Origin of the sequence: Kitasatospora sp. NPDC088351 (assembly GCF_040685575.1) — a bacterium.
In the GTDB taxonomy this organism is placed as follows: Bacteria; Actinomycetota; Actinomycetes; order Streptomycetales; family Streptomycetaceae; genus Kitasatospora.
Map to the genome: position 1 here is coordinate 94,325 of NZ_JBFBIL010000009.1, position 20,740 is coordinate 115,064.

Genomic DNA, 20,740 nt, shown 5'->3' on the forward strand with positions numbered 1-20,740 from the left:
CCCGCCGTGACCGTCCGCATCGCCACCTGGAACATCAACTCCGTGACCGCGCGGCTGCCCAAGCTCCTGGAGTGGCTGGAGAGCGCCAAGCCGGACGTGCTCTGTCTCCAGGAGCTCAAGTGCGCCGCCGACGCCTTCCCGTACGAGGCGGTGCGCGAGCTCGGCTACGAGACGGCCGCCCACGGCAACGGCCGGTGGAACGGCGTCGCCATCGTCTCCCGGCTCGGCCTGGACGACGTGGTGCGGGACCTCCCCGGCCAGCCCGGCTACCTCGCCGACGACGCCCTGCTGCCCGACGTCGAGCCGCGGGCCGTCGCCGCCACCTGCGGGCCGGTCCGGGTCTGGTCCGTCTACGTGCCCAACGGCCGCGAGGTCGGCCACGCCCACTACCGCTACAAGCTGGAGTGGCTGGAGGCCCTGCGCAAGGCCTCGGTCGAGGACGCCGCCGGCCCGCGCCCCTTCGCCGTCCTCGGCGACTTCAACATCGCCCCCACCGACGAGGACGTCTTCGACGTCGCCGCCTTCGAAGGCCTGACCCACATCACCCCCGCCGAGCGCGCCGCGCTCGCCGCCCTCGGCGAGGCCGGCCTCCAGGACGTCGTGCCCCGCCCGCTCAAGTACGACCGGCCCTACACCTACTGGGACTACCGCCAGCTGGCCTTCCCGAAGAACCGGGGCATGCGGATCGACCTCACCTACGCCAACAAGCCCTTCGCCGACGCCGTCACCGACAGTTATGTGGACCGCGAGGCCCGCAAGGGCAAGGGCACCTCGGACCACGCGCCGGTTGTGGTGGACCTCGACCTGTGAGTCACGCGCGGTGAGTCACGCTGTGTGAGTGGCCGTCGCCCGAACGGTCCAGAGCGGTGGCCGAGCGGGTGAGGCCTGCATACCGTCGGTGAATGACTGGGTGTAGTTGTTCGATCACGGGGACTTCGGAGTCCCCGGCTGCGCCCGAGAATTCCGGAGGTTCCGGTATGCGCCCCACGCGTACGGCCGCCGCCGCCCTGATCGGCGCGACGGTGCTGACCGGTCTTACGGCCCCCCTCGCGCTGGCCAAGGACGGCGCGGCCACCGTCAGCCCGTCCCAGGCCGCACCGGGCCAGACCGTGAAGGTCACGGTCTCCTGCGAGAAGTCCGACAAGCCCAACGCCAAGACCATCACCGCCAACTCCCCGGCCTTCGAGGGCGGCCCGGCCACCCTCACGCTGGGGTCGGACGGCAAGCACACCGGCTCCGTCCGGCTGGCGGGCAAGTACGGCGGTGACAGCAAGGTGGACGGCAACTGCCCCGACGGCGGTGCCTTCGCCACCAACGTCAACGTGAAGGACGCCGGCGGCTCCGTACCCAGCCAGGGCCTCGGCGAATTCGGCAAGGCCGCGGGGGAGTGGGCCGGCTCGCTCGGCCAGTCCGGCGTGGGCGGCCAGCAGGTCGCCCCGCACGGCGCCGTGCAGACCGGCCTCGGCGGCTCGGTCGCGGCCGATCCGATCGAGCTGGCCGGCGGCGCGGCGCTGGTCGCCGGGGGGGTCGGCGGCTTCTGGCTGCTGCGGCGGCGCGGCGGCGCCGGGTCCCTCTGAGCGGCCCCGGCCTGCTCCGTCCGGGTCTGTTCCGCTGACGTCTGTTCCGTTCGCGAGCGTGCCGTTCGCGAGTGTTCCGTTCGAGAGTGCTCCGTGAGCGCCGCCGGGCCCGGGGGTCCGGCGGCGCTCAGGTGCGCGGGCCCCGCTCAGGCGGGCGCGGGACCGGCCGGGGCGGTCTCCGCGTTCTCCTGGTCCTCCTCGGGGAGGGCCCGAAGGGTGCCGCTGGCCAGCAGGTACTGGGCCAGGATGTATGTCGCCATGATCCAGAACTGGTGTCCCGGCAGCTCCCGCCACTTCGCCAGCTGGGTCGCGATCAGCGTGTCGGAGAGCAGGAACAACCCCCCGCCCAGTCCGGTCCGCCAGCCGAGCCCGGCCGAGGTGACGGCGGTGGAGGCCAGCAGCAGGCTGTAGCCGGCCACCGGCACCCGCAGATCGCCGAGGTCCGGCCAGAGCCGGCCGACCAGGGTCACCCAGGCCGTCGCGTACGCGGCGGCGACCACCAGCGCCCGCCGCCGGTCGCTGAGCGCCCCGCGCCGGACGAACATCGTCACGTAGCAGACGTGCGCCGCCGCGAAGGAGCCCATACCGGCCAGGAAGGCGGTGTCGTTGCCGAGCTGGAGCAGGACGTCCCCGCCCGCGCTCAGCAGCAGCGCGGGCGCCAGCAGCTTCGGCGCCCCGGCGGCCCGGTCCCCGGCGGCGGTCAGGCTGTGTGCGGCCAGCAGCGGCATCAGGGCCGGTTTGGTGGCGTGCTGCAGGACGGACGTGCCGGTGAGGATCGCGCCCAGGTGGGCCGCCGAGGTGGCGGCGAAGCCGCTGAGCAGCCCGGTGGCGGAGCGCAGGCGTCCGCCGAGCACGGCGCGGGTGGTCGTACGGATGCTCATGCGGCGGTGACCTCCGGAAGGGGCGGCGGGGGTGGGCTGGTCCGTCGTGGCACGATAGGCGACCGGCGGCGTCCGGGGGAAGAGTCTTGTTACCGGCGCGTAGCGGCCGGCCGCCCTGCCAGGGCGCGGCGGTGGATCCCGGCCGCGTCCCGGCGGCGGTCCGCCAATTCGCCGGCTGGTCCGGTTGCTGCCACCGGGGGCGGCGCCCACCGTCTACTCTGGTCCACGACATGGAGCAGCAGGAGTACGCGACCGGCACCACACAGGTGGCCGGTGGCACGGCGGACGGGCACACGGGCGAGGCGGGGCGCAACAGCACCGACGCCGCCGTCGCCGTACGCGAAGCCCGCCCTGACGGTCCGCAGGGGGGCCGGTCGGCCGGGAGTGCCGCCGCACCGTCGCCCGATCCCGGACTGCTCCGGCTCGCCCACTGGTTCGCCGCGGCCGATCCGGGCACCGCCGACGACCTCTGCACCGCCTCCTTCGGCCTCTACCCGGCCCGCCACTTCGGCGTCTGTGCCGAGCCGGCGGCCGGCGCCGGAGCGGACGCCGACGTCAGCTGGTGGCACGGCCCCACCGCGCACGCCCCGGCCGTGCTCCGCTCCCGCGAGGCCCGCCCGGCGCGCGGGCCGCGGCGGGCCCGGCGGGACGCGGCCGCGCTGCCCGTCGTCCTCTCAGGGGCCAAGCCGGGCAGGCCCGGCAAGCACCGCAAGCCCGAGCGGTCCCGGGCGGTGGCCGCACCGCAGGATCGTTCCGCCGCCGCCGAGCGCCGGATCGCCGCCCGCCTGCTGCTCGCCCACCCGCTGGTCACCGCCTCCGGGCCGCACGCCGACGGCTTCCCGCTGATCCGCCGTCACCGTGACTGGCTGACCGAACGCTTCGCCACCCTGCTCGGCTACCGGCTGGTCGTCGGCCCCTGGCATGCCCGCCTCTGCAAGGCCGGGCTTGGCCCCGGCGCCGCCCGCCGCCTCGAACACCCCGTCACCGGTGCCCCGTTCACCCCCGCCGGGTACGCCCAACTCGCCCTCGCCCTGGCCCTGTTGGTGGACGCTCCGGAGCGGCTGCCGCTCGACCGGCTGCTGGCCGCGATGCACGAGGCCGCGCCCGCGCTGGCCGCCGCCCCCGCCGACCGGGCCATGGCCCTCGCCGCGCTGGCGGACTGGCAGGTGCTCACCGACCTGCCGGCCGACCCGGCCGATCCGCGCGCGCGGACCGCCGTCCTGACGGTGGACCGGGAGCTCGCCCGGGCCGTCCCGGCCGGCCCGCCCGCCCTCGCCGACGACGCCGCCGACCTGATCCGCCGCGCCGCCGAGGCCGAGCCCGCGACGGCCGTCCGCCGCCTCCTCGCCGAGACCCCGGCCGTGCTCGCCGCCGACCTGTCCGAGAAGCAGCGCGCCTGGCTGCACCGCCACCGCCACACCGGCCCGGCCGCCCTCGCCGACTTCCTCGGCCTGGAGGCCGAGCTGCGCGCCGAGGGCGTCGCCCTGCTCGACCCCGCCGACGAGCTGACCGACCTCGCCCTCCCCGGCGCGGGCACCCTCGCCCAGGCCACCCTGCTGCTGGTCGAGCGCCTGGTCGAGGAGGTCCGCCCGCTCCCCGGCGAGCCGGACGCCGGCCTCGATCTGCCGATCCCCGAGGTGCCGATCCCCGACGCGCTGATAGACGGTGTCCTGGGCGACCTCGCCGACGAGTACGGCCTCCCGGCCGGCTGGCGCCGCGACTACCTCGCCGACCGCACCGCCCTGCGCCGCGACGCGCTGGACCTGCTCCACCGGATGGGCCTGATCACCCCCGCCCCGCGCGGCACCCGGCCCCCGGGCTGGCTCCTCCGCGCCCCCGCCGCCCGCTACGCCCCGGCGGCCGACCTGCTCCCCGCGCCCGGCAGCGGCCGCCACTCCCGACCGGACGCACCGGACGCACCGGCGATCCCGGCGCCCACGGCCCCGCGGGCGGAGCAGCGGGCGTAGCGCCCGGCCGAGGCTGAGGCCGAGGCCGAGGTACCCCCTGCCGGTGCGCCGCCCGGTTGCCGCGTGCTCACCCGTGCCTTCTCACCCGAGCCGCCGCAGCCGGCCCGGGGTGGTCCCCAGCCGCTCGCGCAGGAGGGTGGTGAGGGTCGTGGCGTTCTCGTAGCCCACCCGCCGGGCCACCGCCTCGGTCGGCAGGGTGGTGGTGCGCAGGAGGTGCACCGCGTGGTCGAGGCGGATCCGCTGGGCGAAGCGAAGCGGGGAGACGCCCACCACCCGGGCGAGGGCGCGCTGCAGCGTGCGCTCGCTCGTGCCGATGGCCCGGGCGGCGTCCGCGATGCGCAGCGGCCGGTCGAGGTGCTCGCGGACCCAGCGCTCGAAGGCGCCGACCGTCGGGTCGGCGCGGGCGAGGTGGCCGGGGACGGCGTAACCGGCCTGGGTGGGGCGGGAGTCGGCGACGAGGTAGCGCGCGGCGAGGTCGGCCAGCGCCGGACTGCCGTCCCGTACCAGGCAGAGCGCCAGGTCGAGGTGGGCCATGGCGGCCCCGGCCGTGGTGACACCGGGCGCCCGGGCGACCATCAGGCTCTCGTCCAGAGCCACCCGCGGGTAGCGGCGGCGGAACTCGGGCGCGAGCCACCAGCTGGTGGTGGCGGGCAGCCCGTCGAGCACGCCGCTCTCGGCGAGCACGAAGGTACCGGTGCAGGCCGCCGCCAGGGCGATCCCGTCCGCGCGGGCCTGCCGGACCGTTTCGAGGACGGGCCGCTGCCCGGGGGCGGTGACCCACGCGGTGAGCGGTTCCGGCTGCTTCCGCCAGGCCCCGGGCACCACCAGGACGTCCGGGGCTCCGGCGGCCTCCGGCGTGGCGGTGTCCACCAGGTGCCCGGCGGCCGTCCGCACCGGGCCGTACGGGCTGACACACCGCACCTGCCAGGCGGGCGGGGGCTGCGGGAGCTCCCGGCGCAGTTCGTTGGCGGTCCGCAGCACGTCGAGCACCGCGGCGAGGCCGGAATCGAAGACCCCGTCGGCGACCAGGACCGAGACTCTCATGTCGGAAACGGTAAGGGATGTGTCGGATCCGCCACTGGAGGGGCCGGTGGCCCCGCTCCTACGGTGGGCAGCCAGCGGCCCCGACAACCACTCAGGAAGGAATGCCGATGACCGATCCCGCCGTCTCCGCGACCACCCGCGTCGGACTGATCGTCCGCCTGGAGGCCAGACCGGAACACGCCCAGGAGCTCCAGGAACTCCTCACCGGCGCCCTCGACCTCGCCCGGGAGGAGACCGGCACCACGGTCTGGTTCGTGCTGCGCCTCGGTCCGGCCTCCTTCGCCATCGTCGACGCCTTCCCGGACGACGGGGCCCGCCAGGCCCACATCGACGGCCGGATCGCCGACCTCCTCCGCGCCGAGGGCCCGCGCCTGCTGGCCGCCCGGGTGGAGGTCAGCCCGGTCGACGTGCTGGCCGCGAAGCTCCCCGCGGCCTGAACCCCCGGCCGTACCGGCGGGCCCGGGGCGGCGGGGCTCACGGTCTGGCGGTGGCGGTGGCCACGGTGCCGTGCTGGACGGTCTCGACGGTGACGGCCACGCCGCAGGCGCCGAGGATGACGGAGGCGAGAACGGCGGTGCACGCGAGGAAGCGGCGGTGCCGCTGGGGGAGCGGGAAGCGCGGTTCCTGGAGGGCGGCCGGAGGGTTGGCGTTCATGGCACGGAGGTTTCCAGGGCGGTGTGAACGGTCGCTACGCACGGGTGAAGTCCGGATGGGGGGCGGGCGTCGGATTGGGCCCGATATGCCCCACCCCGCACCGCCCCGCCCCGAGCGGGGGCGGGGCGGTGCGAATTCACCTGAACGGGGGACGGTCGCGCCGGCGGGCGTCGGCCATCGCCTCGCCCACGGCGACCCGGACGGCATCCCGTAGGCCGTGGGCCGGGTGGAACCGGGACGGGCCGGCCGCCGGGTCCTCCCGCAGCTCCTTCACGAGGGAGACGCAGAGCAGCAGCATCACCACGACGAACGGCAGCGCGACCAGGATGGTGGCGTTCTGCAGCGCGGTGAGCCCGCCCGCCAGCAGCAGCGCGGCGGCCACCCCGCCCATCAGGACGCCCCAGACCACCACCAGCCAGGTGCGGGGGTGCAGGGAGCCCCGGCTGGAGAGCGAGCCGAGGACCAGCGAGGCGGAGTCGGCGCTGGTGACGAAGAAGGTCATCACCAGCAGCACCGCGACCACGCTGGTCACCGAGCCGAGCGGGAGCGAGCGCAGCATCTCGAACAGCGACGCCTCGGCGCCCTGCGGGATGGTGGCGACCAGGTCGGCCGCGCCGGTGGAGTCCAGCCGGATCGCCGTCCCGCCCATCACGCAGAACCAGATCACCGTCGCCCCGCTGGGCACCAGCAGCACGCCGAGCAGGAACTGCCGGACGGTGCGGCCGCGCGAGATCCGGGCGATGAAGGTGCCGACGAACGGCGCCCAGGAGAGCCACCAGGCCCAGTAGAAGATCGTCCAGGTGCCGAGCCAGCTCTCGTCGGTGAAGGCCCCGGTCTGGGTGGACATGGTGAGCAGGTCGGAGAGGTAGCCGCCGACGCTGGAGGGGATCGAGTCCAGGACGAACACCGAGGGGCCGAACACGAAGACGAAGACCATGATCAGCGAGGCCAGTACGACGTTCGCGGTGGAGAGCCACTTGACGCCCTTGTGGACGCCGGAGAAGGCGGAGAGGACGAAGGCCGCGGTCAGCGAGCCGATGATGATCAGCTGGGCGTGCTGGGTGTTGCGCACCGAGGAGATGTAGCCGAGGCCGTCCGCGACCTGGAGGGCGCCGAGGCCGAGGCTGGTGGCGGAGCCGAAGACGGTGGCGAAGACGGCGAGCATGTCGATTCCCCGGCCGGCCCAGCCGTCCGCGCCGCGCTGTCCGATCAGCGGGACGAAGGCGGCGGAGATCCGGTTGCCCCGGCCCTTGCGGAAGGTGGTGTAGGCGAGCGCGAGGCCGCCGACCGCGTAGATCGCCCACGGGTGCAGGGTCCAGTGGAACAGCGAGAACTCCAGCGCCTGCTGGGCGGCGGCGGCGCTCCGCGGTTCCAGGCCGGAGCCCGGCTGCGGGGCGGCGAAGAGCTGGAGCGGCTCGCCGACGCCGTAGAACATCAGGCCGATGCCCATGCCGGCGCTGAACATCATGGCGATCCAGGCGATGGTGCTGAACTCCGGTTCGTCGTCGTCGCGCCCGAGCCGGATCCGGCCGAAGCGGCTGAACGCGAGCAGGACGGCGAGCACCAGGAAGACATCGGCGGCGACCACGAACAGCCAGCCGAAGTTGTGCAGGACCCAGCCCAGCGCGGTGCTGGAGGTCCGGCCGAGGGAGTCCTCGGCGAAGACGCCCCAGGCGACCACCCCGAGCACCAGGACGGCGCTGATCCCGAACACCGCCCGGTCGGTGGGGAGGGTCGAGGCCGGTTGGTCCGGTTCCGTCGGATCGGGCTCGGGGGTCGGCGGATGACTGCTCATCGGGGTGCCTCTCGTGGCGTACTGGGGCTCGGTGACATGATCAGAAATTGGCTACATGTCGTACTATGTCCAGTTCGCGCCGGGAGGGCGGGGAGGGCACGCCGGGGAAGGGGCCGTCGGGCGGGGTGCGCGGGCCCCGGCCCCGGGCCGTGCGAACGGGCCCTCAGGCCGCCTGGCCGGTCGCGAAGTCCAGCAGCAGTCGGCGCAGTTCGGGCAGCCGCTCGGTCACCGCCAGGTGGCCGCAGGCGAGTTCGGCCGCAGGCCGGTCCGCCGGCGACCGGTCCGGCCGGGCCCGGTCAGACGGTCGGCTGGACCTCGTACGGGGCGGGGTACGGCGTCTCGTACGGGGTCAGCACCAGCCGCACCACGTCCTCCAGCCGCCGCCGGGCGTCCCCGAGCGTGGTGCGGCCGGTCACCCAGGCGGTCAGCTCGCCCTGCCAGGCGTGCCCGACGATGTGCCGCACCAGATCGCTCGCGGCGGCCGGGACCTCCGCCATCACCGCCTGGAGCGCGGCGCTGTCGGCCCGGGCCATGCCCTGCAGGGCCTCGCTGGCGAAGGGATCCGTGGAGGCGGCGACGGCCACCCGGAGCCGGGCCAGCTCGGGCTGGCGCTGGTAGGCCCGCATGCCGCCGCGGACGAAGCGCACCACCCGGTCGGTGGCCCCCAGCCCGGCGCGCGGCCCGCGCAGCTCCGCCACCAGGTCGGCCAGCAGCAGCCGATGCCACTCGGCGATCGCCGCCGCCAGCAGATGGTCCTTGGAGGAGAAGTAGCGGTACGCCGTCCCCAGGGCGACTCCGGACCGCTCGCAGACCTGTTTCATCTGCAGCCGCTCGACGCCGATCTCGTTCACCAGGGCAAGCGCGGCCGCGATCAGGCTTTCGCGGCGTTCGAGCTGACGCGGAGACATCGCCTCCACCGGTCGTGGTGACAGGTCAACCTTGGTCACCCGCACCATGATACGGCTCAGGACCGCTCAGGAGTATGACGCCGACCGGCCGCCCGGAGTTCGCCCCCCGGACACCGGCCCGGGTGAGGGCGTGAGGGGCGGCCGGCCGGTGGTCAGCGGAGCCGGGCCGACCTCTCCCGGACCAGGGCCTCCTGGGTGGCGGAGGCCACCAGCCGCCCGCTCCGGTCGTAGAAATCGCCGTGCGACAGGCCCCGGCCGTCCGAGGCGGACGGGCTGCGCTGGTCGAACAGTAGCCACTCGTCGGCCCGGAACGGCCGGTGGAACCACATCGAGTGGTCCAGCGAGGCGAGGATCAGCCGGGGCGGCTCGGTCAGCTGGAAATAGCTCGGCTGCACGTGCAGTCCGGCCGTGGACCCCAGCGTGAGGTCCGAGAGGTAGGTGAGCGCGCCGACGTGCAGCAGCGGGTCGTCGGCGGGCAGCGGGGAGCCGGTGCGCAGCCAGACGAACTGCTGCTGCATGCCCGGGGCGGCCGGCGGCACCCCGGGCGCGTCCGGCGGGACGAACCGCAGTTCCATGGTGCGGAAGCCGGCCGTGCGGTCGAAGTCCCGGCGGGCGGCCTCGTCCCAGAGCGAGAACGCGTCCGGCACCTCCTCGGGGCCGGGCAGCGGGGGCATCGCGCGGCGGCGGTCGTCCGCCGGCTCGGGCCGCTTGAAGGAGGCGGAGAGGGTGAAGACCGCGTCCCCGTTCTGGACCGCCGTCACCTGGCGGGTGGCGTACGACAGGCCCTCGCGGACCCGGTCGACCTCGTAGTGGATCGGGCGGGTCGGGTCGCCGGGGAGCAGGAAGTAGCCGTGCAGCGAGTGCGCCACGCGGCCGGCCTCGACGGTGTGCCCGGCGGCGGTCAGTGCCTGTGCGGCGACCTGGCCGCCGAAGGCCCGCATCGGGGCTCCGGCGTGGCAGCGGCCCCGGAACGTGTTCTCGTCCAGCCGTTCGATCCGTAGCAGCTCGGCGAACGATCCGGCGCTGTCGGTGGCCCGTCTCTCCTGTTCGGTCACTTCAGTCACAGGCCCATAGTGACAGAAGCCCGCACTATGGGGGACGTGAGCCGATCGGCCAGTTCGAAAGGGCGGTAGGTATAGAACCTGTTTCAGTATTGGCCGGGCCCGACGGGCTGTCAGTGCCGCCGCCTAACGTGCTCGCCATGTCGCAAGCCGCACACGCGTACGCCTATCTGCGCCCGTCCGCCGTCCTCGACGGAGCCGACGGCCCGCGCCTCGCCCTGGAGACCTCCGGCGGCGCCACCCCGCTCGGGGCGGTCGCCAACCCGCGCTTCTTCGCGGGCTTCCTCGCCGATCCGGCACCGGCCGCCGCCGCGCTGCTCGCCGTCGCCGATGTCGCCGCCGCCCGCTACTACCAGCCGCAGCTGCGCGCCTCGCTGGACCCGGTGGTCACCGCCAACGGGGACCGGCTGCGCTTCGAGTCCTTCTCGGGCTGCTGCGGCGTCTACGCCCGTCTCGACGTGCTGGAGGCCGGCCTCGACGGGGACGACATCGGCCACGGCACCACCAACGTGGACGTCAACAACCCGCTGCGGGAGGCGCTCACCCGGATCGGCCCGGCCGACCCGCTGCACCTCGCCGTCGGACCGGACGCGCTGGAGGTGACCACCTTCGACGGGCCGGTCGTGGAGAAGAAGGTCCCGCTGCCCGAGCGCTGGCTGCGCGGCTTCGCCGAGACCCAGGTGACCGCCGCCGGCTTCGACCTGCGGGCCGAGCTGCCCGCCGCCGAGGCGGTCCGCTTCCTGCGCTCGCTACCGCGCGCCGGCAGTGGCGGCCGGGCCGCGGCCCGCACCGCCCAGTGGGTGGTCCCGGCCGGCCGGACGCTGCGGCCGACCACCCGCCCGGTGCCCGGCGCGGTCTGCCTGCCCGGCCCGGAGCGGCTGGTGGCCCTGCAGCGCGTACTCCGGCACGCGCTGGCGCTGCGGGTGTACGGGCCGGTGGCGGCCGACGGACCGGTGGCCTCGGCCTGGGAGGCGGTGCTGCCGGGGATGCGCCTCACGCTCACCCTCTCGCCCGACGCCTCCCGGGGCTTCTCCGGCGAGGGCGGGGTGCTGGGCGCGCTGGCCACCGGCACCGCCGAGCAGGACGCCGAGCTGGTCGCGGTGCTGCTCGCCTGGGAGCCGCGGATCGAGGTGGCCGAGCTGGCCGAGCAGTCCGGGCTCACCCCCGCCCGGGTGCGGGCCGCCCTCACCCGGCTGGGCACCGCCGGGCAGATCGGCTACGACACGGCGGAGGCCGCGTACTTCCACCGGCAGCTGCCGTACGACGCCGGCCGGGCGGAGGCGCGCAACCCGCGGCTGCGGGCCGCGCAGGCCCTGGTCGCGGCGGGCGCGGTGCGGCTGGAGGCGGGCGGTGCGCTCGCCACGGTGACGGTGGACGACCACCTCCAGCGGGTACGGACGGACGAGGCGGGCCGGGCGAGCTGCACCTGCCTCTGGTGGGCCAAGTACCGGGGCGGGCGCGGGCCGTGCAAGCACGCGCTGGCGGTCGGGATGGTCCGCGAGGCGGCCGCGGCCGGCGCGGTTCCGGCGACGGGCGCGGAGGTGGCCCGATGAGCGGGGTCACGGAGCCGGGGAGCCGGGTCGAGGAGCTGCTGCGGGCGGTGCGGGAGGGGCGGGGACCGCAGATCCCGGCCCTGGTGGCCGCACTGGACCCGGCCGAACGGCGGGCCTGCCTGCCGGAGCTGAAGGCGCTGCGCAAGCAGGTCCGGGGCGAGTGGTCCAAGGAGGCGAGCGCGCGGTCCGGGGCGCTGCTGTTCGCGGGCGCCGGCTGCCACGCGGGGCCGGCCGCCGCCGCCACCTGGATCGGCGGGCGGGACTTCGCCGGCCGGTCCTGGGCCCGCCACCCCGCGCTCGCCGACGTGGTCGAGGCGCAGCCGGTGGAGTGGCAGATCGAGGTGGTCACCCGGCTCTCGGCGCGGCCCGTCCAGCAGTGGGGCTGGGACCTCTACCCGCTGATCGAGCGGGTGGTGCGGCGCACCGGCTGCCCGGTGCCCGACTCCGAGGCCTTCACCACCGAGTGGCTGCGCCAGGTCTCCTCCGGCGGAGGCGGCCGCCGCGGCGAGTCCACCACGCTGCTGGAACGGCTGCGCCGCGACCCGTACCTGCCGGTGCTGCTGCCCAAGGTGTTCGAACTCGCCGACATCGGCTCGATGCTGGACCACCGGCGCAGCGACCGGCCGGGGGACTTCTGGCCGGAGGCGGTCGCCGGGCTGGCGGCCGAGGGCGTGCTGGACCGCGCCGGGCTGATCGACCGCTGCCTGGCCCGGCTGGTGCGCGGTGGCAGGCCGGGCGACCAGCGGCTCTTCCTGGTGACCTTGCAGGCCCTCGCGCCCACCCCCGGGGAGTACGCGGGGCAGGTGCGCAGCCTGGTGGCGCTGCTGGACGGCCTCTCGGCGGTGGCCGGCCACGCCCAGCAGGTGCTGACCGAGCTCGACGAGGCGGGCCTGGTCGAGGCGGAGGTGCTGACCGAGGCCTCGGCGGTGGTGCTGTTCCGGACCGAGAAGAAGCTCGTCCGGGCCCAGCTGGGCTGGCTGGAGAAGGCGGCCCGGCGTTCGCCGGAGCGGGCCGGCCCGGTGGTGCTGGCGGCGGCCGAGGCCTTCGGCCACCCCGACACGGCCCTCCAGGAGCGGGCGCTCAACGTGGTGGCCCGCCACCTCAAGGCGGCCGGCGAGGCCGTTCTGCCCGAGCTGCGGTTCGCCGCCGAGGGGCTCAGCCCGGCCCACCACGCCCGGGCCGGCGTGCTGCTCGGCGCGCCGGTGGGCGGCGACGACCCGGACACCGGGTGGACCGAGCTGCTGCCCCCCGTCCCGGTGCCGCGTCCGCTGGGGGAGCCGATCGCCACCCCGGCCGAGGTGGCCGAGGAACTGTCGGCCCTGCTGGCGGCGGAGCAGCCGGAGGTCGCCGTCTTCGAACGGACCCTGGACGGCCTGGTCCGGCACGCCCACCGGGACCGGGCGGCGCTGGCCGAGGCGCTCGGGCCGGTGCTGCGGGTGCACCCGTGGAACGGCCCCGGACGGTGGGCCGACTGCTCGCCGCGGGACGTCCTGTACGTCGCGCTCGCGATCACCGGGGAGGTCGATCCGCACCGCCGGGACTCGTTCTGGCGCCGGCAGGCGCGGTCCCCGCTGCGCGGTGAGCACAACACCGTCCACGGGAACGTCCTCGCCGCCCGGCTGACGGAGGCGGCCCAGCGGGTGACGGCGGACCGGCCGCCGCTGCTGCTGGCCACGCCCACCGACGCGACCGGTGCGCTGGCGGCGGCGGTGCTGGTCGAGCGGGTGGCCGGGTACGAGGCGGCGGGCGTCGAACCGGGGCCGGCGGACCTGCACACCGCGCTGCTGCGGCTGACCCCGGCCCCGGACGGCGAGGTGCCGGCCGCCGCCGGGCGGCTGGCCTCACCGGCCGGGCGCTGGGTGGCCCGGTGGCTGCGCGAGGGCGGGCTGCCCCGCCGGCGCTCCGAGCGGGTGGTCTTCGCGCCCATGGCGGGGGCCAAGCCGGTCCACCGCTACTGGGAGCGCTGGTGGGAGGAGCTGAAGCGGGTCGTCGTGGCCCAGCCCGGCATCGGTGCCGGCCCCGAGGGCCCGGCGGGCGAGCGGCTGGGCGCCGACTTCCGGGCGCTGCTGGAGGGCACCGAGCCGAGCGTGGCGCGGGTCAGGAAGCAGGCCGAGTGGCAGTGGCAGCCGACCGCGCACTGGGCCGCGCTCCTCCCGCACCACCGCGAGGAGCTGGCCGCCCGCTGGCTGGACTGGTTCGCCGGGGTCGCGGACCGTGAGATCCGCGGCCCGGCCCGGATGCTGCCCCCGCTCGCCGAGGCCGGCGGCCCGGCCGGGCTCGCGGTGCACCTCGCGGTGGCGTACGGCCTGGGCGCGCGGTTCCCCGAGGACCGGACGGCGGCGGTGGACGCGCTGCTGGTGCTCGCCGCGCGCGGGGACCTGGACGCCGGGCTGCTCGGCCGGGAGCTGGCCGAACTGGTCGCCATCGGCGCGGTCAAGCCGGTCCGGCTGGGCCAGGCGGTGGCGGCGGCCGCCGAGACCGGCGCGTACGCCACGGTCTGGTCGGTCCTGGCGGCCGCCCTGCCGGGCCTGCTGGCCGGCGAGCCGGCGCGGGGCGCGGGGGACGTGGTCGCGGTGGCGGCGGACTGTGCGCGCCGGTGTTCGGCGCGCGGGCCGATCGAGCAGGTGAGCGCGGTGGCGCAGCGCTCCGGGTCGAGCCGGCTGGTCAAGGAGTCGCGGGCGCTGCGGGAGGTGCTGGCGGGCTGATCCCGGGCGGCGGTGGGGGCGGCCGGGAGTTTGAGAACACTCGTTCTTGACTGAGTGTTCTTAAACTCGTAGGGTCCTGGGCATGGGAAGACCACGCGCCTTCGACGAGGACGAGGCCGTTCAGGCGGCAGCCGAGCTGTTCGCCACCCGGGGCTACGAAGGCACCTCGGTGGACGATCTGGTCACCGGCCTCGGTGTGCACCGGGGCAGCCTCTACAAGGTGTTCGGCAGTAAACGCGGCCTCTATCTGACCGCGCTGCGCCGCCACCTGGACCAGGAGGTGCTGCCGCTCGCGGCGGCCCTCGGCGAGGCCCGCGACCTGCCCGCCGTGCTGGCCCAGGCCGCCGCCGGGTACGACGGCGGCCGGGCCGCCGGGCTGCTGCTGTTCGCGGCGGCCGAGCGGGCGCCGTCCGACCCGGACGTCGCCGCGCTCGTCGAGGAGGGGTTCGCCGCGCTCGACCGGGCGATCGGACGGGTCCTGTCCGCCTCCGGCGATCCCGCGGGCGGCTCGCCCGACGGGCCGGCCGGGGTGCTGGCCGCCACCGTGCTCGGTCTGCGCCTGCGGGCCCGCGCCGGGGTCGGCGGGCCGTCGCCCGTCGCCGTGGCGGCGCTCGCCGGCCGCCTCACGGGCTGACCCGCCGGGCGCCGCCACACCACCACCACTGCACCGTCACCACCGCACCACCACCACCGCACCGTCACCGGCAACAGAACTGGGGAACGCTCCATGGCTCACGTGAGTGTCAGCAACGGCCTGCTCGTCGTCGAGATCGAAGGGCTCGACCGGCTCTGGGCGGTCAAGAGCAGGATCGAGATCCCGCTCGGCAACGTCCGGGGCGCCACGCTCGACCCGGGGATCCTCCGTGAGCCCAAGGGCGTCAAGGTCGGCGGCACGTACTTCCCCGGGCTGATCACGGCCGGGACGTTCCGGTCGGGCGGCGAATGGGTCTTCTGGGACGTCAAGAACCCGGCCAGGGCCGTGGTGATCGAACTCGCCGACGAGCGGTACAGCCGGCTGATCGTCGAGGTCGACGACCCGCACGCCACCGTGGACCTGGTCGAGCGGCGGAAGGGCGCGCCGCCGGCCGGGCCGGTGGCGGCGGAGCGGTAGGAGGGCGGGAGAACGGCAGGGGACCGGCCCCGCGTTCGGGCGGCGGCCCGAGTGCCGCCGCCCCGGCGGGCCCGGTCAGACGGGGACGCCGTCGTCCTCGGCCGAGGCCTTCGACCGCGCCGACCCGTTCGCGCCGGCCGGGTCCGCGCCGTCCGGGACCGGTGGCCGTGGGCCCGTCGGCTGCGGTTCGGACGGCTGCTCCTCCGCCGGCCGCGTCGTGACCGCCCGCCACCAGAGACGCAGGGCCGGGGCCTCCACCGGCTCGAAGGGCTTGCCCGGCCGGGGCACCGCCAGCCGGGCGCCGAGCGACTGGGCCGCCGCGACCACCCGCTCGGCGGGTTCGTCCCAGGGGTGCAGCGCCAGGTTGAAGGTGCACCAGTGGATCGGCAGCAGCAGTTCGCCGCCGAGGTCCAGGTGCGCCCGGACGCCCTCCTCGGGCGTCATGTGCACCTCGGGCCAGAAGTCGCTGTACGCGCCGACCTGCATCATCGTCGCGTCGAACGGGCCGAGCCGGCGGCCGACCTCGGCGAAGCCCGGGAAGTAGCCGGTGTCCCCGCTGTGGAACAGCCGGTGCCCGCCGCCGGCCACCACCCAGGACGCCCAGAGGAACAGCGCGCTGGTGCGCGGGCCGCGGCTGCAGTAGTGCCGGGCCGGGGTGGCGGTCAGGGTCAGCCCGGCGACCTCGGCCGAATCCCACCAGTCCAGCTCGACCAGCCGGTCGGCCGGCACCCCCCAGTGCTCCAGGTGCGCGCCGACCCCGAGCGGCACGGCGAACACCGCGCCGGTGCCGGTCAGCTCGCGGATGGTGGCCATGTCCAGGTGGTCGTAGTGGTCGTGCGAGACCACCACCACGTCCACCGGGCCGAGTTCGGCGAGCGGCAGCGGCACCGGGTGCAGCCGCTTGGGGCCGGTCCAGCCGAACGGGGAGCAGCGGTCGCCCCAGACCGGGTCGAACAGCACCCGGCGGCCGCCGATCTCGGCCAGCACGGTGGCGTGGCCGAGCCAGGTGAGCCGCAGGCCCGAGGCGGGCGGCCGGGCCAGGTCGGCGGGGAGCAGCCGGTGCACCGGCACGGCGGCGCCGGGCGCCCGGCGGGTCCTGTCGCCGGTGAGCTGGGCCCGGGTGATCTCCAGCGGGGTGCGCTCGTACACCAGTCGGCGGGTGGGCAGCGGGTTGCGGAAGGCGCCGTCGGCGAACTGCGGTGAGCGGTGGATCCTGGACAGCCGCTCGCCCCGCGGCTCGGCCCCGAAGGCGTCCGTCCGGACCCGGTGCCAGGCCGCGCGGGACAGTCCGGCCAGACCCGGGGGAGTGGCGAGCTGTGGGGTGAGACCGGCGACGCGGGTGAACCACGGGACGGGGCGGGGCACGGCACCTCCAAGGACGGTTACGGCTACCGGGCATGCCGGGGCGCGTACCGAGGGCGATGGGGCCTCTGCGATACGACAACCATCTCGTCGGAGGTTACTCGCCGTGGGCCGTCCGGACCTGGTGAGCGGCCCCGCGCACGCCGTTCGGCGTAGCGGGGGCCGGGGCGGGACCTACGCCGGGACCTACGCGTAGAAGAGGGTGATCGCCTCCGCGACGCAGTGCGGCTTGGCGCTCTCCGCGCTGCTGATGGTGAACCGGACCACCGTCCGGACGCCGCCGGGCACCTCGGTGGCGGAGACCAGCTCGGCCGTCGCCCGGACCGCCGTGCCGACCGGCAGCGGCGCCGGGAAACGGACCTTCTCCGAGCCGTAGTTCAGCGCCATCCGGACGCCCCCGACGCTGTAGCACTCCTTGGCCAGCATCGGGACGAGCGACAGCGTGAGGTAACCGTGCGCGATCGTCGAGCCGAACCGACTCTCCTTCGCCCGCTCCGGATCCACGTGGATCCACTGGTGGTCACCGGTGGCCTCGGCGAACAGGTCGATCCGCTCCTGCTCGACGGTGTGCCACTGGCTGGTGCCCAGCTCGGTGCCGACGGCGGCGGTCAGCTCGGCGAGGGAGGCGAAGGACGTCACGGGTGCTCCTGGGTGAGGGTGAGGACTCCGGCAGAGTATGCCCAGTCGCCGGTCACCTGTCAGGAGCCGGTCCCGATCGGGGTCGCACCGCCGGACGGCCGCCGAACGCCTGTCGGAGGGCGGGGGGTTCGGGAAGGCGCGGGCCCGGGAGCGCGGCGCCGGGAGCAGGAGCGCGGGAGTTCAGGACCGCTGGACGCTGCGGCCGACCGGCAGCAGCCGCCGGCCGCTGACCAGCTCCGGTACCAGCGAGACGAACATCGGGTCCGGGTCGCCGACCCAGGGCCGCAGACCGGAGCGCAGCGCACGCCGGTACTGCTCCGGATCGCGCACCACGTCCGCCCGGCCGTGCACCAGCACGCTCCAGCCGGTCCGGGTGACCGGGTCCAGCTGGTCCGCCTGGAAGGCCACGACCGTGCCGTCCAGCCCCCGCGCGGTCGTACTGCCCCGGCGCACCGCCAGCAGCAGCCGTCCGTCCGGCGCGACCTCGAAGGAGACCGGCAGGACCGCCGGCAGCGCGTGCTCGGTGTACACCACGCGCCCGACGGGCACGGTGCTGAGCAGCCGCAGGCACTCGGCCTCGCTCAGGGACTCCACACGGTCGTCACGGTCCATGTGTCCGATCGTCCTCCTGTCGGTGCGGTGGCCGATAGGGCCCATGGTCCCTGAGCGGGCAGGACGGGAGCCCCGTTCGCGGGCGCCCGGGCGGTAGCTTGTCCGGCGGCGGTACGGGAGAGCGCGGTCGTACGGGAGTGCGGGCGCGACAGGCGGTTCCGGGTGTCCCGGGGCCGGCGAGGAGGGGGCGTGCGGATGGTCGGCGGAGTCGATCTGGTGGTGATCGGGGCGGACGGCGGGCCCGACCGCGGCTTCGGGGGCTCGGCGCGCGCGGCGGACGGCGCCCGGCTGCTCGCCGAGGTCCTGCCCGGGATGTGCTTCGACGCCGGCTCGGCCGGCTGCCGGGTCGCCGTGGTGGACCCGGGCGCGGACGCCAACACCATGCTCACCGCCGTCCGGGAGGCGGCCCAGCGCCCCGGCCGGTGGCTGGTGGTCTGTCTGGTCGGCCAGTTGGCCGCCGATCCGCGCGGGCGGCGGCTCGCCCTGGTCACCGGTGGCAGCACCGCCGACAACGCCTACCGGCGCGGGCTGGCCTGGGACTGGGTGGTGAGCGCGATGGTCCACGGCGACCAGGAGGAGGCGCTGCTGCTGGTGGACGCCGTCGCGGACCGGGACACCTGGGCGGCACTCGAACGCGGGGGCGGCGAGGACGGGGCCGGTGAACTGCTCAGCTATCCGCGCGTCCCGCTCTGGGGCCGGGTCGGCCGCTTCACCCCCGGCCGGCGTGGCCGGGACGCGGTCCTGCCCGGCGGTGAAGGATCGTTCAGCCAGGTGCTCACCGACGTCCTCCGGCAAGGGGTCCCGGGCGCGCCGGCCGCCGTCGCCCCGCTGGACCTCCAGCCGGCCGTCGCCGCGCTGCTCGACGGGGGCGGGCCCGCCGCCGGAAGCGGCGCGCCGGGCGCACGCCTGCTCGTACCGCCGCAGGGCGGGCGCCTGTTGATGCGCAATCGGGCCGCGGTTCGGGGCGCATTGGCCGGATTGTCGCTTTCCGAGGAACTGTTGGCCGTTCTGTGGCGAGAAAGTGCTCCGACGGATCCGCCTTCCGCGTAAGGTCAGGGGGCCCGAGGTGTTGCCGTGAAGGGCCGGGTTGGCGAAGAATCGACGCACTCGCAGCAACACCGGCGGGACGGCGGAATTCTTCTGGCGGCCACGGAGCACGAACGGGGTCGGTCGCGATGAGGTGGGGCGATGCGGCAGCGCGGAATTGTGGTGCGCCCTGGGGTTGTTGGGGCCAGTGGGGTGGTTTTGGCGATGCTGCTGAGCGCGTGTGCGGCCAGTGGTGACGCCGGTTCCGTCGACCGCCTGGGGACGACTGCGCCCAGTGTCGCGGCGGTGACCCCGGTAGCTCCTTCGGGTGGTCCCGCAAACGACCGGATCGCGCCGACCGAAGGCCCCGAAGGGGCGGCGGGCCGTGCGGTGCTGAGGACCTATCAGGACTGGTGGACGGCGCAGACGGAGGCTTTCGGCCGTTCCGATTCGGACGGTTCCACGCTGGAGGCCTACTCCTCGGGGAGCGCGCTGGGCGGAACCCTCGTCAATCTCCGTCAGCTCCACGACGCCAAAATGGTGATGATCGGCAGCCCGCGGAATTCCCCCGTGGTGAAGACCCTTGATCTGACGGCCGCTCCACAGACCGCCGTGATCGAGGACTGCCTCGATGTGACGGGCTGGCATCAGGCCGATGCCACCACCCGTGCGACAAAGGATCCGCGGGAACGGCTGACGCGGTACATCGCGACGGTTTCCCTACGGAAGTTCGATGCCCGGTGGCTGATCTACGAGTTCAAGCGGGAGGTGGACCGAACATGCTGAAACCCGTACGGCGATTCGCGATCCGCGCGATGGTGTTCGCCGCTTTGCTGTTATCCCCCGTGGTCCCCGCGGCAGCGGACCCGACGCCCGGTGGGGAGGTCAACCACTGCACGGTGAACGTGATCTGTGCGGGCACCAACGAACCGGGCACCAAGCCCACCCCCGGTACCGGCGGCGGGGGCGGCGGGGGCGGCGGCGGTCCCGAGCTCTGCAGCTACCACGGCGTGGAGTGGCCCTGCCACGACCCGGAGCTGGGCTGGTTCAGCAACTCGACCGGCTGCTACTACCAGCTCACCAACCCGCAGCCCCCGGCGGACTCGCCCGACTGGGAGGGCCACAAGCCCTCGGACGGGGCGGTCTACGACAAGACCTGCCGCTCGTCCGACGGCGGGCAGAGCGCGCCCGAACCCACGTTCTTCGCCCAGGCGCCGGCCGGCCCACCGCCGGACAACCCGGTCGCGCTCGCCAGGCAGGCGGCCGACCGCATCACCTTCCCCGCCCCGGTGCCGGGCATCGCGCCCCAGGGCACGGCGGTCGTGGGCGTGCCGGTCTGGCTCTGGCTGGACCAGTCGAAGGGTTCCGCGGTGCCGGCCCCGGTGACGGTGCACGGCAACACCCTCTCGGTGACGGTCACCCCCAAGCTGGACCGGGTGGTCTGGGACCTCGGTGACGGCAGGGTCGAGACGTGCGAGGGGCAGACCGCCCCCGGGACGCCGTACGACCCCGCGTACGGTGCCGCCGCGTCGCCCACCTGCGGGCACGTGTTCGCCAAGGGCTCGGCCACCTTGCCGACCGGCACGTTCTTCGGGAGCGTCACGGCGCACTGGACGGCCTATGTCACCGTCACCGGCAGCAACCAGAAGATCGACCCGCTCCAGATGACCCGGATGACCGACCTCGAACTGCGGGTGGCCGAGGTGCAGGTCCTCAACTGACCGCCGGGCGAAGGGAGTAGCCGTCCGGTGCGGGGCGGGCGCGGCACTGTCCGAACACAGCACTGTCCTCAACGCTGCACAGTCCTCAACACTGCACAGTCCTCAACAACGTGGGAAGGCCGGA

The 20,740-nt window shown here is 75.2% G+C and carries 20 protein-coding genes; 11 read left to right on the forward strand and 9 right to left on the reverse strand.

Annotation, left to right across the window (positions count from 1 at the left end; translation table 11 throughout):
* The first annotated feature begins 6 nt into the window (after positions 1-6).
* Positions 7-810 carry an exodeoxyribonuclease III gene (locus AB0P06_RS09885; RefSeq protein WP_363606463.1) on the forward strand — a complete coding sequence of 268 codons (804 nt, stop codon included), beginning with the start codon at positions 7-9 and terminating at the stop codon, positions 808-810.
* 167 nt (positions 811-977) lie between these two features.
* On the forward strand, positions 978-1,577 hold the full coding sequence (locus AB0P06_RS09890) for a hypothetical protein (protein ID WP_363606465.1): 600 nt from the start codon (positions 978-980) through the stop codon (positions 1,575-1,577).
* Positions 1,578-1,723: 146 nt separating this feature from the next.
* Here the strand turns inward: AB0P06_RS09890 and AB0P06_RS09895 are convergent, their stop codons facing one another.
* On the reverse strand, positions 1,724-2,458 hold the full coding sequence (locus AB0P06_RS09895) for a lysoplasmalogenase (protein ID WP_363606466.1): 735 nt from the start codon (positions 2,456-2,458) through the stop codon (positions 1,724-1,726).
* 230 nt (positions 2,459-2,688) lie between these two features.
* Here AB0P06_RS09895 and AB0P06_RS09900 point away from each other — a divergent pair, with 230 nt between their 5' ends.
* Positions 2,689-4,425 carry a DUF2398 family protein gene (locus AB0P06_RS09900; protein ID WP_363606468.1) on the forward strand — a complete coding sequence of 579 codons (1,737 nt, stop codon included), beginning with the start codon at positions 2,689-2,691 and terminating at the stop codon, positions 4,423-4,425.
* Positions 4,426-4,506: 81 nt separating this feature from the next.
* Here AB0P06_RS09900 and AB0P06_RS09905 read toward each other — a convergent pair whose 3' ends face one another.
* On the reverse strand, positions 4,507-5,469 hold the full coding sequence (locus AB0P06_RS09905; RefSeq protein ID WP_363606469.1) for a helix-turn-helix domain-containing protein: 963 nt from the start codon (positions 5,467-5,469) through the stop codon (positions 4,507-4,509).
* 107 nt (positions 5,470-5,576) lie between these two features.
* On the opposite strand from AB0P06_RS09905, the gene AB0P06_RS09910 reads away from it, so the two are divergent.
* The gene (locus tag AB0P06_RS09910) at positions 5,577-5,906 is read left to right on the forward strand and encodes an antibiotic biosynthesis monooxygenase (RefSeq protein ID WP_363606470.1); all 330 of its coding nucleotides are present in this window, start codon (positions 5,577-5,579) and stop codon (positions 5,904-5,906) included.
* 37 nt (positions 5,907-5,943) lie between these two features.
* Here AB0P06_RS09910 and AB0P06_RS09915 read toward each other — a convergent pair whose 3' ends face one another.
* The 4 genes from AB0P06_RS09915 to AB0P06_RS09930 form a co-directional block, all read right to left on the reverse strand.
* The gene (locus tag AB0P06_RS09915) at positions 5,944-6,123 is read right to left on the reverse strand and encodes a hypothetical protein (RefSeq protein WP_363606472.1); all 180 of its coding nucleotides are present in this window, start codon (positions 6,121-6,123) and stop codon (positions 5,944-5,946) included.
* A 136-nt stretch (positions 6,124-6,259) separates the two neighbouring features.
* Complete coding sequence (locus AB0P06_RS09920) at positions 6,260-7,918, reverse strand: BCCT family transporter (RefSeq protein ID WP_363606474.1); 1,659 nt, start codon at positions 7,916-7,918, stop codon at positions 6,260-6,262.
* 296 nt (positions 7,919-8,214) lie between these two features.
* Positions 8,215-8,865, reverse strand: a complete 651-nt coding sequence (locus AB0P06_RS09925; protein WP_363606475.1) for a TetR/AcrR family transcriptional regulator — start codon at positions 8,863-8,865, stop codon at positions 8,215-8,217.
* Between the two features lie 113 nt (positions 8,866-8,978).
* Positions 8,979-9,890 carry an acyl-CoA thioesterase II gene (locus AB0P06_RS09930; protein WP_363606477.1) on the reverse strand — a complete coding sequence of 304 codons (912 nt, stop codon included), beginning with the start codon at positions 9,888-9,890 and terminating at the stop codon, positions 8,979-8,981.
* 137 nt (positions 9,891-10,027) lie between these two features.
* Between AB0P06_RS09930 and AB0P06_RS09935 the strand changes: the two genes are divergently transcribed.
* The 4 genes from AB0P06_RS09935 (at position 10,028) to AB0P06_RS09950 (ending at position 15,256) form a co-directional block, all read left to right on the forward strand.
* On the forward strand, positions 10,028-11,440 hold the full coding sequence (locus AB0P06_RS09935; RefSeq protein WP_363606478.1) for an SWIM zinc finger family protein: 1,413 nt from the start codon (positions 10,028-10,030) through the stop codon (positions 11,438-11,440).
* Positions 11,437-14,145, forward strand: coding sequence for a DUF6493 family protein (locus AB0P06_RS09940; protein WP_363606479.1), 2,709 nt, complete (start codon positions 11,437-11,439; stop codon positions 14,143-14,145). Before AB0P06_RS09935 ends, AB0P06_RS09940 begins: the two co-directional genes overlap by 4 nt.
* 82 nt (positions 14,146-14,227) lie before the next feature.
* Positions 14,228-14,779 carry a TetR/AcrR family transcriptional regulator gene (locus AB0P06_RS09945; RefSeq protein WP_363606481.1) on the forward strand — a complete coding sequence of 184 codons (552 nt, stop codon included), beginning with the start codon at positions 14,228-14,230 and terminating at the stop codon, positions 14,777-14,779.
* 93 nt (positions 14,780-14,872) lie between these two features.
* Positions 14,873-15,256: a hypothetical protein gene (locus tag AB0P06_RS09950; protein ID WP_363606482.1), complete on the forward strand. Its 384-nt coding sequence runs from the start codon at positions 14,873-14,875 to the stop codon at positions 15,254-15,256.
* Positions 15,257-15,331: 75 nt separating this feature from the next.
* Here the strand turns inward: AB0P06_RS09950 and AB0P06_RS09955 are convergent, their stop codons facing one another.
* The 3 genes from AB0P06_RS09955 to AB0P06_RS09965 all read right to left on the reverse strand — a co-directional run bounded on the left by AB0P06_RS09955 (position 15,332) and on the right by AB0P06_RS09965 (position 17,869).
* Positions 15,332-16,552 carry an MBL fold metallo-hydrolase gene (locus tag AB0P06_RS09955; RefSeq protein WP_363606589.1) on the reverse strand — a complete coding sequence of 407 codons (1,221 nt, stop codon included), beginning with the start codon at positions 16,550-16,552 and terminating at the stop codon, positions 15,332-15,334.
* A gap of 252 nt (positions 16,553-16,804) precedes the next feature.
* Positions 16,805-17,257 (reverse strand): MaoC family dehydratase, encoded by a 453-nt coding sequence (locus tag AB0P06_RS09960; protein ID WP_363606484.1) that lies wholly within the window; start codon positions 17,255-17,257, stop codon positions 16,805-16,807.
* A gap of 180 nt (positions 17,258-17,437) precedes the next feature.
* Complete coding sequence (locus AB0P06_RS09965; protein ID WP_363606485.1) at positions 17,438-17,869, reverse strand: pyridoxamine 5'-phosphate oxidase family protein; 432 nt, start codon at positions 17,867-17,869, stop codon at positions 17,438-17,440.
* Between the two features lie 195 nt (positions 17,870-18,064).
* On the opposite strand from AB0P06_RS09965, the gene AB0P06_RS09970 reads away from it, so the two are divergent.
* The 3 genes from AB0P06_RS09970 to AB0P06_RS09980 all read left to right on the forward strand — a co-directional run bounded on the left by AB0P06_RS09970 (position 18,065) and on the right by AB0P06_RS09980 (position 20,616).
* Positions 18,065-18,919 carry a hypothetical protein gene (locus AB0P06_RS09970; RefSeq protein WP_363606487.1) on the forward strand — a complete coding sequence of 285 codons (855 nt, stop codon included), beginning with the start codon at positions 18,065-18,067 and terminating at the stop codon, positions 18,917-18,919.
* A gap of 201 nt (positions 18,920-19,120) precedes the next feature.
* Positions 19,121-19,681, forward strand: a complete 561-nt coding sequence (locus AB0P06_RS09975) for a hypothetical protein (protein WP_363606488.1) — start codon at positions 19,121-19,123, stop codon at positions 19,679-19,681.
* Positions 19,675-20,616: a hypothetical protein gene (locus tag AB0P06_RS09980; protein ID WP_363606490.1), complete on the forward strand. Its 942-nt coding sequence runs from the start codon at positions 19,675-19,677 to the stop codon at positions 20,614-20,616. The genes AB0P06_RS09975 and AB0P06_RS09980 overlap by 7 nt, the downstream gene beginning before the upstream one ends.
* The last annotated feature ends 124 nt before the right edge of the window (positions 20,617-20,740 follow it).

Bases quoted from the DNA above. Each gene is read 5' to 3' on its own strand.
- AB0P06_RS09980 (WP_363606490.1), top strand. From the start codon at position 19,675: ATGCTGAAACCCGTACGGCGATTCGCGATCCGCGCGATGGTGTTCGCC.
- AB0P06_RS09915 (WP_363606472.1), bottom strand. From the start codon at position 6,123: ATGAACGCCAACCCTCCGGCCGCCCTCCAGGAACCGCGCTTCCCGCTC.
- AB0P06_RS09940 (WP_363606479.1), top strand. From the start codon at position 11,437: ATGAGCGGGGTCACGGAGCCGGGGAGCCGGGTCGAGGAGCTGCTGCGG.
- AB0P06_RS09945 (WP_363606481.1), top strand. From the start codon at position 14,228: ATGGGAAGACCACGCGCCTTCGACGAGGACGAGGCCGTTCAGGCGGCA.
- AB0P06_RS09895 (WP_363606466.1), bottom strand. From the start codon at position 2,458: ATGAGCATCCGTACGACCACCCGCGCCGTGCTCGGCGGACGCCTGCGC.
- AB0P06_RS09935 (WP_363606478.1), top strand. From the start codon at position 10,028: ATGTCGCAAGCCGCACACGCGTACGCCTATCTGCGCCCGTCCGCCGTC.
- AB0P06_RS09950 (WP_363606482.1), top strand. From the start codon at position 14,873: ATGGCTCACGTGAGTGTCAGCAACGGCCTGCTCGTCGTCGAGATCGAA.
- AB0P06_RS09910 (WP_363606470.1), top strand. From the start codon at position 5,577: ATGACCGATCCCGCCGTCTCCGCGACCACCCGCGTCGGACTGATCGTC.
- AB0P06_RS09905 (WP_363606469.1), bottom strand. From the start codon at position 5,469: ATGAGAGTCTCGGTCCTGGTCGCCGACGGGGTCTTCGATTCCGGCCTC.
- AB0P06_RS09965 (WP_363606485.1), bottom strand. From the start codon at position 17,869: ATGGACCGTGACGACCGTGTGGAGTCCCTGAGCGAGGCCGAGTGCCTG.
- AB0P06_RS09920 (WP_363606474.1), bottom strand. From the start codon at position 7,918: ATGAGCAGTCATCCGCCGACCCCCGAGCCCGATCCGACGGAACCGGAC.
- AB0P06_RS09890 (WP_363606465.1), top strand. From the start codon at position 978: ATGCGCCCCACGCGTACGGCCGCCGCCGCCCTGATCGGCGCGACGGTG.
- AB0P06_RS09970 (WP_363606487.1), top strand. From the start codon at position 18,065: ATGGTCGGCGGAGTCGATCTGGTGGTGATCGGGGCGGACGGCGGGCCC.
- AB0P06_RS09975 (WP_363606488.1), top strand. From the start codon at position 19,121: ATGCTGCTGAGCGCGTGTGCGGCCAGTGGTGACGCCGGTTCCGTCGAC.
- AB0P06_RS09900 (WP_363606468.1), top strand. From the start codon at position 2,689: ATGGAGCAGCAGGAGTACGCGACCGGCACCACACAGGTGGCCGGTGGC.